Raw genomic sequence first — 15,727 nt, 5'->3', positions numbered from 1 at the left:
GTCCGCCCCCGCGCGCGAAGCCCTCGATCTTCGCGATGGTCGCCTGGGGAACCTGGCTGATGCGCTCGAGGGTGCGCTGCAGATCGAGGAGCTCGACCTCTTCTCGCGTCGCCTCCGAGGTCGACATGTCCTTCAGGAAGTCGGTGTCGGCGTGGGCCACGAAGATCTCCGGGTGTGCCGACTGGAAGACGACGACCTTGATGTCGCGGTCCTGCTCGAGGGCGCCCGCGAGCGTGTCGAGGTCCGCAAGCATCGGCAGTCCCTGGATGTTGACCGGCGGGAAGTCGAACGTGACCCAGGCGATGCCGCTCCCGGTCTCGACGCGGAAGGTGGTGAAGTCGTCGTACGCCATGGTGAGTCTCCGAGTGATGGGGTGGATCCGACGGCGGGCGGTGCCGTGCGCCCGGGCAGGGCTCGCGTCGCTCGTCCCGCGATGGGCGCAATTTCGGCCATTTGATCCACCCAGAAAATGGGTCATATTTCGAACTCATAATCCGGAATTTACGGACAATGAATCTCGATCATCTGGACCTGTTTCTCACGATCGTGGAGAAGGGCAGCATGGCGGCCGCCGGCCGGGAACTGGGGCTCTCGGCGACGACGGTGTCCGAGCGTCTTGCGTCGCTCGAAGCCCGTTTCGGGGCCTCGCTGCTGCATCGCACCACGCGCACGATCGGGCTCACCGACGAGGGGCGAACGCTCGCCGAGGGCGCGCGGCTCCTCCTCGAAGAGGCGGGCGAACTCGAGAACCGGGTTCGCCGCGGCGCCGAGACCCTCTCGGGCCGCATCCGTATCGGGGCACCGCTCGATCTGGGGCGGTCGATCGTGGCGCCCGTCGTCGACGCGTTCTTGCGCGAACACCCGACGATCTCGATCGAGCTGCTCCTGTCGGACGGTTACCTGAACGTGATCGACGACGGAATCGATCTCGCAGTGCGCTTCGGAAACCTGGCCGACAGCACTCTCCGCGTCCGAAAGCTCGGCGAACACGCGCGTGTCGTTTGTGCCGCTCCTCGCTACGTCGAGGCGCATGGGGCACCGAAGAAGCCCACCGACCTCGCGGAACACAACTGCATCGCGATGCGATTCGGATCGCACCTCGACAACGTCTGGCGCTTTCGCGTGAAGCGGAAGGAGCTCCGCGTGACGGTGCACGGCGACCGTATCGCCAACGACAGCGCGCTCGTCCGCGAGTGGGCCGTCGCCGGTCACGGCATCGTATGGAAGTCCGAGCTCGACGTCCGGGACGACCTCGAGGCTGGCCGGCTCGTGCGATTGCTCGAAGACTGTCCGGCGATGACCCTGCCGTTGCAGATGGTCTTCCCGCCGGGCCGCAGCCAACCGCGGCGGGTGCGTGCCTTCGCCGACGCGTTGGCCGACGCGATTCAGAGTCCCGTTCGCTAGAGCGGGTGACCGCTCCGGCTGCCCTCGCTAGAGCTTCTCCGCTTCGTTGCGGACGTGCTCGAGGAAGGCCCCGATGGTCTCCTGCTCCTTCCGATCGAAGGGCGCGAGCAGCGCGGTGTTGAGGGCCTTCGTCTGGGACACGGTGCGCGCGATCAGCGCCCGCCCGGCTCGAGTCGCGTGGAGGAGCTGGACGCGACCGTCCTCCTCCGAGGTGCGGCGCTCGACCAGACCCTGCGCCTCGAGGGTGTCGACCAGACCGGTGAGCCGCGACTTGCTGTGCCCCGCACGTCGGGCGACCTCCGAGCTCGGCAGGCCATCCTGTTCCGCCAGCGCGAAGAGGATCACCTGATGCGCCGTGGCGATTCCCTCGCTGTCGCGCAGGCGTCTGTCGAGCGCCCGGAAGAGCGCTCCGTGGGCGCGATGCAGCTGGTGAAAGATCCGAGGAGAGCGGGGCTTTGCCATTGATTCAATCTTGAACTAATTATTTCAATATTGAACCAACCTGCTTCAGCGCCCGGCCAGGCGCAAGCCACTGGCGCCCTTTCGGAGTCCCGCGGATGATCGCCCACGGAGCCTACGTCGCCGCCCTCGGCGCCAGCCTCGTCTGGTTCACGATGGGGTTTCGCTACTTCAGCTACCAGCCCGAAACCGCCGCCAAGGCGATGGTCGCGAAGTCGCAGCGCGACTCGCCGATCTTCAAGACCTACGCGGCCGGCGTTCGGTTCCTCGGTGGCTTCAATGCCGCCTTCGCGCTGATGTCGCTCGTCCTACTGGGTCTCGCCCTGACCGGCAGCGCGCTCTTCACGGCACCGGGCGAGCGCGCGATCGTGCTGTTCGTCCTCGCCGCGGCCCACTTCTCCCAGTTCTACTTCAACGTCCCGGTACTCCGAAACGGGGAGCGGCAGGGCGAAGCCTACTGGCCCGTGCTCTCCGGGCCGATGCTGACGATCTTCGTCGTCGACGCGGTCGAGACCCTGATCAACCTCGGCGCCGGGCTGCTACAGCTCGCATCCTGACTCCGCGAGCACCTGGACCCGCGGCGCCCTGCGGACGGGTCCCCGGCCGCTCGTGCGGTTTCTCCCAGATCGAAGTGCTACCCCAGGGCCCGTGAGCCACTACTGCCGCGCCGCGATGAACTACGTGACCGCGACCGACGTGCAGGCGCGCGAAGTCGAGATCCTCGATGGACGTCGGCTCGACGGACTCTCTTGGGAAGAGAGCGGTTTCGAGCTCATCCGCCACGCTTCGGAGGTCGAGAACTGGGCTTTGGTCGACGCGAGCACGCTGCACTACGACGAGATCGGTGCGCTGGCACGCCGCCTGACCGGCTGCGATGCGGTCCTCTACTACCCCGCCCTCGTCCGCAACCGAGCCAACGCGCAGCGCTCTGAAGACCTCGCGCCGATCCGTTTCGTCCACTCCGACTACACCGAGTCGTATCGCGAGATGATCGAGGATGCGGATCACCCGTACCGCGCGATCCTCGCGCCCTTCATGGAGCGTGCGGGAATCACGGGCGACGACATCGCGCGCGCTCGAAGGATCCTGACGCTCCAGTTCTGGCGAAACATCGGTCCGGCTCGCATGAGCCATCCGCTCGCGTTCTGCGACGCACGCACGGTGGTGCGCAGCGACCTCCACCCTCTGCTGGTCTCGGAGTACGGGGGCATCCCGACCGGGTTCTACTCCTTCGGGGTCTCGGCGCCCTCGACATCGCCGGGGCACCGCTGGGTCACGTTCCCCGAAATGACGCCCGAGGAAGTCGTCGTGTTTCGCGCCTACGACAGCGACCGGGTGGCGGCGGGTCAGCCCTTCTGGACGCCCCATTCCGCGTTCGTCGACCCCGTGGCCGGCGCCGACGCGCCGCCGCGCGAGAGCATCGAGATGCGGGCGATCTGTCTCTTCGACGGGTAGGGCCCCGACCGAGCACGCTGGCGCCCGGGGCCGCTTCGCGCGACCGTGACGGCGCGCCGCGCGGCGCACACGAGGAGACGAACGATGCGGGAGTTCGAGGGGCGGACGGCGGTGATCACGGGCAGTGCGAGCGGCATGGGTCTGGCCTTCGCCGCGTGCTTCGCGCGCGAAGGCATGAACGTCGTGATGGCCGACATCGAAGAAGAGGCCCTGAAGGCGGCCGCGGCCCAGGTCGAGTCCGTCGGGGCTTCGGTGCTCCCGGTGGTGACCGACGTCGCCGATGGCGCCTCGATGGAGCACCTCGGCGAGGCCACCCGCGACGCGTTCGGGCCGGCCCACCTGGTCTGTCTGAACGCGGGGGTGTCGGCGCCCACCGTCCCGATGGACCAGCTGTCGGCGAACGACTGGCAGTGGGTCCTCGACGTGAACCTCTACGGCGTCATCCACGGCCTGCGCGTGTTCCTGCCCGGTCTGAAGGCGCAGGACGAGGGCAGTGTCGTCGTCACGGCCTCGGTCGCCGGACTCATCTCCGGTCCCTTCCTCGGGCCCTACAACGCGTCGAAGCACGGCGCCGTCGCGATCATGGAGACGCTGCACGCCGAGCTCACCCTCAGCGAATCGAAGGTGACCGCCCACTGCCTCTGCCCGGGCATGGTCATGACCAACATCGGGAGCTCCGATCGCAACCGCCCGAAGGAACTGCAGGACGAAGAGGCGAGCGTCTCGATCCCCGAGGCGATGGGCGAGCTCGCCGATCACCTGGAGGACTTCGTCAAGATCGCGCAGACGCCGGACGCCGTCGCCGAACGCGTACTCGCAGCCGTCGTCGAGGGCCGCTTCTGGATCGAGACGGACGAGTACTACCGGGAGCCCGTCAAAGCACGGCACCGCGCTATCGAAACGCGGACGGATCCGCCGGTGATGAAGAGCATCATGGATCCCTACTTCGCGAAGTAGGCGGCGCACCCCAGTGGTTGGGGGGGTACGAGCCACGTCACCAGCGAAGCGCGGTATCGTGGGGCCGGCAGGGGAGCGCGGCCCGGCTCCTCATGGCGCCTCGGGAGGTCGAATGCGCTGGTGGTGGAAAGCCGGACTCAGCGCCGCGTTGGCGCTCGTGTTCGGCGTCGGTTGCGTGGCGTGGTACCTCGAGCGACGCGAGACGCGCGAGCCGTCGAAGCTCGCCTTCGCGGAACACTGCGCCGCCTGCCACGGAGACGCCCTGCAGGGCGGTGAGCTGGGACCGCCCCTCACGGGAGAGCTGCAGAACGGGGACAGCACCAAAGCGCTGATGTTCTCCATCGGTGCGGGCTACCCCGAACGCGGCATGCCGGGCTTCGGCCAGATCCTGTCGCCGGAGCTCGTGAAGGGCCTCGCGCTCTACGTCAGCGAACAGCGACAGGGCTTCGGCACCACGTCGGGCTCGTGGGAGTCCCGCATCCCGGCCGGAACGCTGCAAGCCCGCGACCACGACTTCCGCGTCGAACTCGTGACGGAGCTGGGAAGCCGTCCCTACTCGATCGCCCCGCTGCCGGACGGCCGCATCCTCGTCACCGAGACGGTGCGCGGGCTCTCGATCATCGACACCGACGGTGTGCAAGGCCCGCTGATCGTCGATACGCCGCGGGTCTGGGAGCCCATCCTCACCGTCGACAACAGCTACCTCACGATGGGGATCCTGCTCGACATCGCGCTGCATCCCGACTTCGACGAAAACGGCTGGATCTACCTCTCTCACACCCATCGCTGCCAGCTCGATTGCGGCTCGGTGGTCCCCATCTCGATGGTCCAGGTCGTTCGCGGACGCATTCAGGAGAATCGCTGGGTCGATCAGGAGATCATCTGGTCGGTGCCGCCTGATCTGCACACCATCGTCCCCGACCAGGTCGCGGCCGGCCGACTCGCCTTCGACCAGAGCGGTCACGTCTATGTCTCCATCGGTGGCAAAGCGACCTACGACTGGGTCCAATGGCTGGACAAGCCGACGGGGAAGATCCACCGCGTCCGCGACGATGGCACCGTGCCCGCCGACAACCCCTTCGAACCCGAGGACGACGTCTCCACGGCCCATACGGTCTGGAGCTACGGACACCGGACGCCCCAGGGCCTCGCCGCCCACCCGGCAACGGGCGAGATCTGGGGCACCGAGATGGGACCGCGGGGCGGCGACGAGGTGAACCTCATCTCCCGTGGTGGCAACTACGGCTGGCCCATGTTCACCAACGGGCTCGACTACGACGGCGAACCGATCACGATCGGCGAAGACCTCGGTCTCGAGCTCGCCCTCGAGGACACGATCCAGCCAGTCGTCGACTACACGCCCGCCCCGGCCATCTCGAGCTTCGAGTTCTACCAGGGCGAGGCCTTCCCCGCCTGGGAACACGACCTCATCGTCGGCACCCTCAAGGCACGCACGCTCTATCGCCTGCGGATCCGGGACGGGAAGCTCGTCGACGAGGAGAAGTTGATCACCGGCCTCGCGCGCATCCGCGACGTCGAGGTCGGCGCGGACGGCCTGGTCTATCTGCTCCTCGAGCACGGACAGGAGGGCACGATCGTGCGCCTGGTTCCGAGCAAAGAGGCGTCGTAGCTCGGCCGGGTAACCGTCGCGAAGGAGCTCCCCTCCCCCGAACCGAAGCCCTTCCCGCGGTCAGCCGGGGTTCCGGGCGTGGCGTTGCAAACCGTCCGGATGCTCTACCCAGGGTGGCTTCTTGTCGCACCAGAAGACGGCCTGGGGCTGCATCCATCGTGAATCGTCGAGCGATCCCGCCTTGACGAATCGCATTCCCGGCATGACGGCGACTCGGCTGTAGAGCTGGGATCCGCAGTCTCCGCAGAAGAAACGCGTCACCTCGCCACCACTTTCCCCTCGAACCGAGAACGGCTTGGGCTCTCCTCTCTCCGCCTCGAAGCTGGCGTCGGGAACCATGCAGAACGTCGCGTACGCGCTCCCCGTGGAACGCTGGCAGTCGAGACAGTGACAGTGGGCCTGCCCCGCGACAGCCTCGCGGTCGAATGCGTACCGGACCGCGCCGCACAGGCAGCCACCCGCTACGGAAGTGGGTTCTTGGGTCATGACGCCCTCGTTCGATGGAAGGTTCGGAATCCTCGAGCACGACTCCGCTGCAGCGCCCGACTAGAGCGGCGGCGCGCCCTCCGCCTCGTGATCGCAGCCGAGATCCGAGACCAAGCGTCGCAGCTCGGGAAGGTGATGCTGAACCAGCCCTCGTGGGGTGGCGCCGTACTTCTTGCAGAGGGCGGCTGCGCCCGCTGCCGCGATCCCATGCTGAGCGCCGTTGCCCATGAACTTCACGTTCGATCCGGCTACATGCGAAATGCTGATGTGCTTTCCGGCCGCGAGCACGTTGTCGAGGTCCCTGGAGTACAAGCAGCGGAACGGAATCACGTAGGCTTTGCTGTCCCGCTCGTCCCAGATCCATTCCTTGATGCGGAAGTCGTACTCCGTCTCGCCTTCGTCGAATGCGCAGTGGATGCAGAAGGCGCCGTCGTTCGCCACGACGGCATCCTCGAACACTCTGTGGGTACGGATGTCCGTTTCCGTGAGGACGTAGTCGCCACGGTAGCGGTGGAATTCTCCCTGCCCCGGAACGAAGGCGACCCAGTCGAAGGCCAGGTCGGCGAACGCCTGCGGGTCCGAGTTCTTCACGTTCGAGAAAGTACCGATCAGGCTGCGCAGCAGATGATCTCGAACGTGCTCTGCTTCCGAATACGGGTCGAGCCACTGCCCGTACTCCCAGAAATGCGTGGCCGGGATCGTGGAAACGGGTCGGTCGAAGGCGAAGCCTTCGACCTCGGGAACCGTGGCGTCCATGGGAGCGCGGGGCCCCCGGCCGTTCTCGGTGCCGGGTTCCACGAGCTGGCCGCGAAGATCGGCGAACTTCTTCGCTACTTCGGTGGCCCACGGAACCTCCGGGAACGGCGTCGGCTGACCGTCCTGTTTCGTCCGGAAGAACAGAGTGTTGCCATGGTGCATGTGGTCGGCCGTTTCGGGGGCAAGGTCTTCCCCGAAATCCGCCTTGGCTTCGCGACCGAACAGGGTTTCCGCGCCAGTCAACCTCGCGAGGAGAGCCGTTCCGCTCGCATCGATGAAGACGCCGGCCCGAAAACGCCTCTCGACGCCGCCGCGCGGCTGCACGGTCTGGATGGCGATCACCCTGCGATCGTCCCGTTCGGCGGCCACGACCCGGTGCTCGAGGAACACGGTGCAGGCTGGCTCGGCCACGAGCAGGTCGTACGCCATCAGGTCGCCGTTGGCCTTGCGCTCGGAGAACTCTTTCAGCAGCGCGCCCTGCGAGCCGCGGGGGCTGAGCCCGATCTCGGTGCTGGCGTTTCCGCCGAGCACGGGGCGGTCCTGGATGAAGGCCACGGTTTGACCCAGGCGCGCAGCGGCAAGCGCCGCCGCGCAGCCCGAAATCCCGCCCCCGATCACGACCACATCCCATTCACCGGCATCCACGGGCGTGTCGGGCAATCCACGGAGACGCCGCCGCCAGGCGCGGCTCTCCTCGTTCACCTCGTTCGGGGGAACGTCGCCCTCGGAAGTGAAGTAGAGGGCATCGCATCGCCCATTGAATCCAGTCAGGTCACGAAGGGTCAACGCCACTTCGCCCGCCGGAAGGTCCACGACACCGGCGTGCTCCCACGACCAGTTCTGTCCGTTGGCCCCGAACTCCCGGCCGACCGACTTCTCGTCGACGAGCACTTCGAAGCGGCCGGGATGATGGCCGGGGACCCAGTCCTTCGCCCGCACCCAGAGGTCATAGGAGGCACCCTGGTCGACGCTGATCGTCGTCCTGGCGTCTGCCACTGGGCACCCAACGCCGTGGGCCATGAGATACGGCGATCCCATCTCCTGCTCGAACTGCGAATCGAGCACCCATCCGCCGTAGTCCTCGAAGTCTTCGGCCTCGATCAGGATCTGGCCGGTCCCGGTCGCGTGGGTGAGTTCACTCGTCACGATGCGGTGCTCCGGTAGAGGGTTGCGGGTCCCGACCCCTGCGCGCCCCGGCGCGGATCGTTCCTGGACACGATCGAAAGTTAGTATTACTATTTTTTTGTGTCAACGGTGCGATCGAAACGACGAGCACGCGAGCGAGGGCCGTCGCGGTCCGGAGAGATGCGGAAGTCACCGCAGCAGGCCCGCGCCACCAAGACCGTCGAACGCTTGCTCGAGGCCGCGAAGGCCCTCATCGAGGAACGGGGTCTCGAGGGCTTCAATACGAACCTGCTTGCCGAGCGCGCGGGCGTGCGGGTGCCCTCGGTCTACCGGTACTTCCCGAACAAGCAGGCGATCGTCGCAACGCTCTACCGGCAGCTGACCGAGAAGTGGCACACCGACTTCGACGAGGCGTACCGTCGTCTCGCCGACCCCGACCTCGACTGGCGCGAGACCTGCGACGCGCTGGGGACTCGCCTTCTCACGCACTTGCTGAGCTCGAACTCCCACCTCGCAATCCGACGGGCCATGCGCGCGAACGAGGCGCTGATCGAGATCGAGCGCGCCGACAACGAACTCCTGGCGAGTCGATTCGCGGAGGTCGTCGCGCCGCGCGTCCGCGGCCATCGCGAGGAGCAGCTGGTCGTCGTGGGGCGCACCTGGATCAATGCGATGTCGGCGATCGTGGACGTCGCCCTGGAACTCCCTCCGGCGGAACAGGAGGCGCAGTTCCGCGAGAACTTCCTGCTGGTTCGTTCGTATCTGGCCGCGTATCTGGATTGATCGACCGCACCTGGACGGACCGCCGGTCGCGTCCTTCTCGGCGAGGAAAGCACCATGTCTGTTGAGCATCCCTTTCTCGACATCAGCCCGTGGTTCCAGATGCCGGACGACGTACAGCCCGCGTTGGAGACGGATACGACTGCCGACGTCGTGATCGTCGGCGGCGGCTACACGGGGCTCTCGGCAGCGCTGACGCTCAAAGCAGCAGGGATGGACGTCGTCGTGCTGGAGAAGGACGTCGCCGGGTCGGGCGCGAGCGGTCGAAACGCCGGGCACGTGACACCGACGATCGGCAAGGACCTACCGACACTCCTCAAGCTCTTCGGTGAAGAGCGGGCGAAGGCACTCGTGCGCTTTGCGGACTACGCAACCGAGTATTGCGAGGGAGTCCTCGAGCGGTACCAGATACCCTGCGACTACAGACCGAGCGGCAACATCATTGGTGGAGTCCACCCGAAACACGAGGCGAAGCTCGAGCGCGCCGCCAAGACCGCGCAACGCCTCGGCGCGGCCGTTCGCTACTTGGGCCCGGGCGAAATGCGAGAGCGAGGCATTCCGCCCGCCTTCGTGTGCGGTGTGCTCGAAGAGCGCGGCGGCACGCTGAACCCCGGTAGGTATGTCCTCGGACTTCGCCGGGCCGCACTGGAGGCGGGCGTCCGGCTGCACGAGGGGACCGCGGTGACGAGCATTCAGGACGGAGAGCGCGTCCGGGTGGTCGCGACGCACGGATCCGTCCGGGCCCCCCACGCGATCCTCGCGACGAACGCCTACACCGACAGCACGGGCCGACGCCGGCGCCACGTGGTTCCGCTGCGTGTCTCTCTCTTCGAAACCGAACCGATCCCCGAAGCCGCCCTACGCGAGCTCGGCTGGGAAGGCCGCGAGGGCATCTATACCGCCCACGAAGCCCTCGAGAACTTCCGCCTTACCTCACATGGAACCCTCACCGGTGGCTCCAAGGTCGTTCGCTACCGATTCGGAAGCCAGCGAGCGCCGGGGCGGGATCCCGGAGCGTTCGCGGCCATCGAAGGCGCGTTCCGCGAGCGGTTCCCGACGCTCCGCGAGACGCGGATCGCGCATTTCTGGGGCGGCTGGATCGGCATCACCCTCGACCTGCTCCCCCAGCTGGGCGTCGAGGGAACTCATCGAAACGTGCACTTCGCCATCGGCTTCAATGGCCACGGCGTGCCCCAAGCGACACTCTCCGGCGCAATGATTGCCGAACGGATCCTCGGCAAGGAGCATCCGCAGGCCACCGCGCTGGATCGACGGCTCTGGCGCTGGCCCGTCGAACCCTTCCGCTGGGCCGGCGCGGCGATGATCAATGGCGGTATGGCGCTCGCCGACCGACGCACCGATCGCCAGGTGCGGCAACTCGCCCGTCGCTGAGTGAAGTGTGGGGTGCGCCAAGCGGTGAGGCCGAACCCGCTCCCAAGGGACGCGTGAGCCCACGCGGTGCAAGCGGATTCGGCGCTAGTGTCCGGGCATGTCATCGAAGCTCGTCTGGGGGCTCGTCGCCCTGGCCATCATCGGCTCCGTCGCGATCTGGCAGCGCCACCGCATCATCGTGCCGCTGGCCACCACCGGTGCCCCGGTTCCTCACGTCGAGGATGCGCCCCCGGTCCCGGGTGGGCGCGTGTTCGGGGACGACGCGCACTTCACCATCGTGGCGCTCGACGAGCAGACCTTCGCGATCGCCGAGCCGCGCTCCTGGGCGCGCAACGTCAACTATCTGATCCTCGGCTCCGAACGCGCGCTGCTCTTCGACGCGGGCGTCGGCCACTACGACATCCGGCCCGTCGTCGCGTCGCTCACGGACCTTCCGCTCACCTTCATGCCCTCCCACTTCCACTACGACCACACGGGCCAGGGAGCTTGGCCGAGCCTCGCCGTCGTCGACCTGCCGCATCTTCGGGAGCGCGCCGAGGGCAACCGGCTTCCACTCTCCTGGGGCGAGCACCTGGGTCCGAGCGAGGCGATCGATGTCCCGGTCTGGGAAGTGACCGAGTGGATCGCGCCGAATGCGACGATCGACCTCGGCGGACGGGAGCTCGTCCTCCTGTACACGCCCGGACACACGGACAACTCGGTGTCGCTCTTCGATGTCGAACGACAGCTGATGTTCACCGGCGACTTCCTGACGAGCAGCGGATCACTTAGCTCGTTCCTGCCGACCTCGAACCTCGGCGACTACCTCCAATCCGCCGACAAGGTCCTCGCGCGAACCGAGGCACTGCAGCGGATGGTCTTCCGCGGCGCTCACGCGTCGCCGGCGAACGAGATTCCAAACGAGTCGCGGGAGACCCTCACCTCCCTGCGCGATGGGCTGCGCGCCATCCGCGCCGGAGAGATCGAGGGCGAGGGCGCGTATCCGGTCGTGTACCGCATCCGCGAAGACATGACGCTGACGACCGAGCCGGCCTGGCTCCAGGACTGGACACCGAGCTACCCGAACGGCCACGCGGTGCATTGAGCATCGATGGCGATCTCCAGCTCGATACGTCGCGGGTGTGCGACCAACGCCAGCGACGGACTCGCAACTTGCGTTCGTCGCTGCGCAGTTGGGTCTTTCCTAGAATGACAGGCGGCGATCGAAGAGCGCGCCTTCCCGCGCGAATGGGCCAAGGGCGACGATGGCGACCAAGCACCTGACCTACGTGTTCAGTATCCGAAGTCCGTACGCTTGGCTCGCAACCCGAGGGGTCGTCCCTCGCGTCGGTTCGGATGTCGAGATCGACTGGGTGCCCTTTCTCCCGCTACCGGGATTCGAGAACTTCGAGACCCCGATCGTCCCGGCGAAGGCCACGCACAACCTGCAGGACATCCTGCGGTTCGCGAAGTTCTTCGAGCTCCGGGTCGGGCGACCGCCCGTCGACGAGCCGGAGTGGAAACCCGCCCATACGGCCTTCTTGCGCGCCAAGGACCTCGGCCGGGGCGCGGAGTTCGCGATCGAGATGACGCGAATGCGGTGGGAGGAGGGCCTCCGCGTATCCGGGCTCGATGCGATCGGTGTTGCCGCGGAGAGGGTCGGGCTGGAACCCGAGGAGGTTCGCGAGGCGGCCGTGGATCCGGAGCAGCAGACGGCGCTCTGCGATCTCGTTCGCCAGAACTACGACGAGGCCGGCATCTTTGGCGTTCCGATGTTCGTACTGCCCTCTGGCGAGCGGTTCTGGGGCCAGGATCGCCTCTTGTGGGCCCTGGAACAGGGATACATCTGATCGCCGCGCTGGCGCGTCCGGCAGGGCGCGGTCTCGTGCGATAGTCCTCTCGTGAGGAGTTCCCAATGAGCGGAATCGAAGAACCGTCTTTCGACCCGGACGCCCTGCGCGCCCGCTATGCAGACGAGCGGCGCAAGCGATTGCGCGAGGACGGAGTCGACCAGTATCTGGACGTCAGCGGTGATCTCGCCCACTTCGGAGATCGGGACCCGTACGCGAAGCAACCCCTCACGCGCGAGGCGGTGACCGAAGAGCCCGATGTCGCGATCATCGGCGGCGGGTTCAGCGGGATGCTCGCCGCGGCGCGCCTCACGACCGAGGGCGTCGAGTCGTTCCGGATCCTCGAAGCGGGAGCCGACTTCGGCGGCACCTGGTACTGGAACCGCTACCCGGGCGCCCAGTGCGACACCGAGTCCTATCTGTACCTGCCGCTCCTCGAAGAGCTCGGCTACATGCCGAAGGAGAAGTACGCCTACGCGGACGAGATTCTCGAGCACAGCCAGCGCATCGGTGAGCACTTTCGGCTCTACGAGCGCACGCTCTTCCAGACGCGCGCCACCTCCCTGCGCTGGGACGAGGTACGCGGACGCTGGCGCGTCGAGACCGATCGGGGCGATGCGATCCTGGCACGCTTCGTGATCACGGCGCTCGGCACGATCACGCGCCCGAAACTCCCGGGCGTGCCGGGGATCACCGACTTCGAGGGGCCGGCCTTCCACTCGTGCCGCTGGGACTACGGCGTCACGGGCGGCGACTCGACGGGCGGGATGCACGCGCTCGCCGACAAGAAGGTCGCGGTCATCGGCACCGGCGCGACCGCGATCCAGATCGTCCCCCGCGTCGCGCGGGACGCCGGCCACGTCTTCCTCTTCCAGCGGACGCCCTCGACCGTGGGCCTGCGCCTGAATCAGCCGACCGACCCGACGTGGTTCGCCTCCCTCGCGCCCGGCTGGCAGGACGAGCGACGCGAGAACTTCGCGGCCTTCGCGGACGGCAGACGTCCGGAGGTCGACCTCGTCGACGACTCCTGGACCCGGATCTTCCGCGCGATCAGCTCGCCGAAAGGCGCGAACCGCCCCAAGACGCGCGAGGAGCGCAACCGGATCGTCGAGCTCCAGGACTTCGCCCAGATGGAAGCGCTGCGGAGGCGGATCGACGAGACGGTTGATGACCCGGAAGTCGCCGAGGCGCTGAAGCCCTGGTACCGGGTGATGTGCAAGCGCCCGACCTTCAACGACGAGTACCTGCCCGCGTTCAATCGCGACAACGTGACGCTGGTCGACGTCAGCGCGGCAAAGGGGATCGAGCGGATCACCCCGACGGGCGTCGTCGCCAATGGGAGCGAGTTCGAGGTCGACCTGATCGTCTTCGCCACGGGCTATCACGTCACCCGCGACATCAAACTTCGCGTCGGCATCGACATCGAGGGACGGGACGGCGTGCTTCTTCACGACCACTGGGCCGATGGCCTGCGTACCCTCCACGGGTTCACGACGCGGGGCTTTCCGAACTGGTTCTACCTCGGCGTGTCGCAGAACGCGTTCAGCGTGAACATGACCTCGATGTTCGACCAGCAGGCCCGCCACATCGCCTACCTGATCGGCGAGGCCCAGCGCCGAGGCGCCACCCTCGTCGAGCCGAGCGAATCGGGACAGCAGGCCTGGTGCGACCTCATCCAGGAGATGACGCCCGACGGGCCCGGGTTCCTCGCCGATTGCACCCCGGGCTACTACAACCAGGAAGGCGCGGCGACCGAGGCGAATGGCTTCCTCGGGGCCTACACCCCCGGACTCAGCGCGTTCGGTCGGCTCCTCGAAGAGTGGCGGGCCGACGGAAAGCTCGACGGCCTCGAGCTCCGCACGCGGGCTTGAAGATGCGTCCCCCCTACCGCGTGATCCAATGGGCCACGGGCTCGGTCGGCCGCGAAGCGCTCCGTGCGATTCTGATCCACCCCGAGCTCGAACTGGCCGGGGTCCTCGTGTACTCGGCCGAGAAGAGTGGACGCGACGCGGGGGAGCTCTGCGGCGCGCCCCACGTGGGTGTCGCCGCCACCGACGATGTCGACGCGATCCTCGCCTGCGATGCGGACTGCGTGGTGTACGCGCCAAGGCACGCCGATGTCGACGAGGTGTGCGCGATTCTCCGATCGGGGAAGAACGTCGCCGCCACTCCCTTCCTGTTCCACCGCAGGTCGAGCTACAACGAAGACCGGGAGCAGATCGAGGCGGCCTGTCGGGAGGGGGCCAGCTCCCTGCACGGCACGGGCATCCACCCGGGCTTCCTCGGCATGGTGCTGCCGGTGGCGCTCTCGGGCATGTCGCGGACGATCGACCACGTGCGACTCGAAGAACGCGCCGACTGGTCGTTCTACGACAGCCCGCGCATCACCTTCGACAACATGCGTTTCGGCGCTCCTCCCGAGGAAGCCACCCTCGAAGCCAACCCCTTCGCACGCTTCACCGCCGACATCTTCGGCCAGCAGGTGTGGATGCTCTCCGAGGCGCTCGGCGCCGAACTCGAGGAAGTCCGCACCGATCACGAGCTCACGATCGCGCCCGAGTCGAAGGACCTGCGAGCGGGCCGCCTCGAAGCGGGAACCGTGTCGGGTCAGCGTTTCCGCTGGACGGGGCTCCGCGGCGGCGAGAGCCGCATCGAGATCGAGACGCTCTGGACGGTCGGCAACTTCTATCCCGAGACCTGGCCGAAGCCGCGCGATGGTTGGACGATCTCGATCGAGGGAGATCCCTCCTTCCGGACGCACTTCATGGCCCTCGCGAGCCTCGGGCGACGCGACGTGACGATCGACGATCACGTCCAGGCGGCGGGCAGCACGACCACCGCCATGCAGCCGGTGAACTCGATCCCGGCCCTGTGCGAGGCCGAGCCGGGCTGGCGAACGAGCGTCGAGCTGGGGCTGGTCGGTGCGGGCATCGGGTTCCGACGCGAGCCGATCTGGGGTCCCTAGGTCGAAGCGATCGAGGGTTCGTCGTCCGCGGTTCGCTCGAACACATAGAAGGCCGTACGCAGTCCGACCTGGGCGTACAGCAATGCGAGGAGCTGTAGACGCAGGGGCTTCTCGTGGTTGGGGCGCGCCTCGCGCAGCCGGAAACCGTGCCGAAGCCCAAGCGCTTCGAGACGAGCTCCCGCGTTCGCCAGGTGATGCACGATCAGCGTGCCGCCCGCGTGGAGCCATTCCTCGGCGCGGGCGAAGACGAGCGGCGTGAACGCGCGGGCGCCGGCCCAGCGCTGCCGGACATCGTCGAGCTGGACTTCCGAGAACGGTGGCCCACACAGCACGACCTCGAAGGAGCCCGCAACGGCTTCCCGCGTCAGGTCGAGTCGACGCGTTTCCAGATTCTCGATGCCGAGACGCTCGGCGTTCCTTCGCGTCGTATGGATCGCGTCCGGGTTCAGATCGATGGCCAGCACCGACCGGCTGCGTGGCGCCGCGGCG

At 67.2% G+C, this 15,727-nt stretch carries 15 protein-coding genes; 11 read left to right on the top strand and 4 right to left on the bottom strand.

Going from position 1 to position 15,727, the window contains the following annotated elements; translation table 11 throughout:
• Positions 1-352: enoyl-CoA hydratase/isomerase family protein (locus tag AAF430_26230; GenBank protein ID MEM7413756.1), on the bottom strand; the 352-nt coding region annotated here is incomplete at its 3' end.
• A gap of 158 nt (positions 353-510) precedes the next feature.
• Here AAF430_26230 and AAF430_26225 point away from each other — a divergent pair.
• Positions 511-1,404, top strand: a complete 894-nt coding sequence (locus AAF430_26225) for a LysR family transcriptional regulator (protein MEM7413755.1) — start codon at positions 511-513, stop codon at positions 1,402-1,404.
• Between the two features lie 27 nt (positions 1,405-1,431).
• On the opposite strand, the gene AAF430_26220 is transcribed toward AAF430_26225, so the two are convergent.
• On the bottom strand, positions 1,432-1,866 hold the full coding sequence (locus AAF430_26220) for a MarR family winged helix-turn-helix transcriptional regulator (protein ID MEM7413754.1): 435 nt from the start codon (positions 1,864-1,866) through the stop codon (positions 1,432-1,434).
• 95 nt (positions 1,867-1,961) lie between these two features.
• On the opposite strand from AAF430_26220, the gene AAF430_26215 reads away from it, so the two are divergent.
• The 4 genes from AAF430_26215 (at position 1,962) to AAF430_26200 (ending at position 5,905) form a co-directional block, all read left to right on the top strand.
• Positions 1,962-2,420, top strand: coding sequence for a hypothetical protein (locus tag AAF430_26215; GenBank protein MEM7413753.1), 459 nt, complete (start codon positions 1,962-1,964; stop codon positions 2,418-2,420).
• A gap of 91 nt (positions 2,421-2,511) precedes the next feature.
• Entirely contained in the window at positions 2,512-3,318 is an 807-nt protein-coding gene (locus tag AAF430_26210) for a CmcJ/NvfI family oxidoreductase (protein ID MEM7413752.1), read from the top strand.
• A gap of 84 nt (positions 3,319-3,402) precedes the next feature.
• On the top strand, positions 3,403-4,275 hold the full coding sequence (locus AAF430_26205) for an SDR family NAD(P)-dependent oxidoreductase (protein MEM7413751.1): 873 nt from the start codon (positions 3,403-3,405) through the stop codon (positions 4,273-4,275).
• Positions 4,276-4,387: 112 nt separating this feature from the next.
• Positions 4,388-5,905, top strand: a complete 1,518-nt coding sequence (locus tag AAF430_26200) for a PQQ-dependent sugar dehydrogenase (GenBank protein MEM7413750.1) — start codon at positions 4,388-4,390, stop codon at positions 5,903-5,905.
• Positions 5,906-6,451: 546 nt separating this feature from the next.
• On the opposite strand, the gene AAF430_26195 is transcribed toward AAF430_26200, so the two are convergent.
• Positions 6,452-8,293 carry an FAD-dependent oxidoreductase gene (locus AAF430_26195; protein MEM7413749.1) on the bottom strand — a complete coding sequence of 614 codons (1,842 nt, stop codon included), beginning with the start codon at positions 8,291-8,293 and terminating at the stop codon, positions 6,452-6,454.
• A gap of 159 nt (positions 8,294-8,452) precedes the next feature.
• Here AAF430_26195 and AAF430_26190 point away from each other — a divergent pair, with 159 nt between their 5' ends.
• From AAF430_26190 to AAF430_26165, 6 genes are all read left to right on the top strand, one after another.
• Positions 8,453-9,055, top strand: a complete 603-nt coding sequence (locus AAF430_26190) for a TetR/AcrR family transcriptional regulator (GenBank protein MEM7413748.1) — start codon at positions 8,453-8,455, stop codon at positions 9,053-9,055.
• A 54-nt stretch (positions 9,056-9,109) separates the two neighbouring features.
• Positions 9,110-10,444 (top strand): FAD-binding oxidoreductase, encoded by a 1,335-nt coding sequence (locus AAF430_26185; GenBank protein MEM7413747.1) that lies wholly within the window; start codon positions 9,110-9,112, stop codon positions 10,442-10,444.
• A gap of 97 nt (positions 10,445-10,541) precedes the next feature.
• Positions 10,542-11,528 carry an MBL fold metallo-hydrolase gene (locus tag AAF430_26180; protein MEM7413746.1) on the top strand — a complete coding sequence of 329 codons (987 nt, stop codon included), beginning with the start codon at positions 10,542-10,544 and terminating at the stop codon, positions 11,526-11,528.
• 160 nt (positions 11,529-11,688) lie between these two features.
• The gene (locus AAF430_26175) at positions 11,689-12,273 is read left to right on the top strand and encodes a DsbA family protein (GenBank protein MEM7413745.1); all 585 of its coding nucleotides are present in this window, start codon (positions 11,689-11,691) and stop codon (positions 12,271-12,273) included.
• A 65-nt stretch (positions 12,274-12,338) separates the two neighbouring features.
• The gene (locus AAF430_26170; protein ID MEM7413744.1) at positions 12,339-14,144 is read left to right on the top strand and encodes an NAD(P)/FAD-dependent oxidoreductase; all 1,806 of its coding nucleotides are present in this window, start codon (positions 12,339-12,341) and stop codon (positions 14,142-14,144) included.
• A 2-nt stretch (positions 14,145-14,146) separates the two neighbouring features.
• Positions 14,147-15,238, top strand: coding sequence for a dihydrodipicolinate reductase (locus AAF430_26165; protein ID MEM7413743.1), 1,092 nt, complete (start codon positions 14,147-14,149; stop codon positions 15,236-15,238).
• Here AAF430_26165 and AAF430_26160 read toward each other — a convergent pair.
• Positions 15,235-15,727: methyltransferase (locus AAF430_26160; GenBank protein MEM7413742.1), on the bottom strand; the 493-nt coding region annotated here is incomplete at its 5' end. The genes AAF430_26165 and AAF430_26160 overlap by 4 nt on opposite strands.

This window comes from Myxococcota bacterium, from assembly GCA_039030075.1.
Lineage (GTDB): Bacteria > Myxococcota_A > UBA9160 > UBA9160 > SMWR01 > JAHEJV01.
The sequence above is the reverse complement of the archived record's forward strand: the minus strand, read 5'-3'. Positions and strand labels throughout refer to the sequence as shown.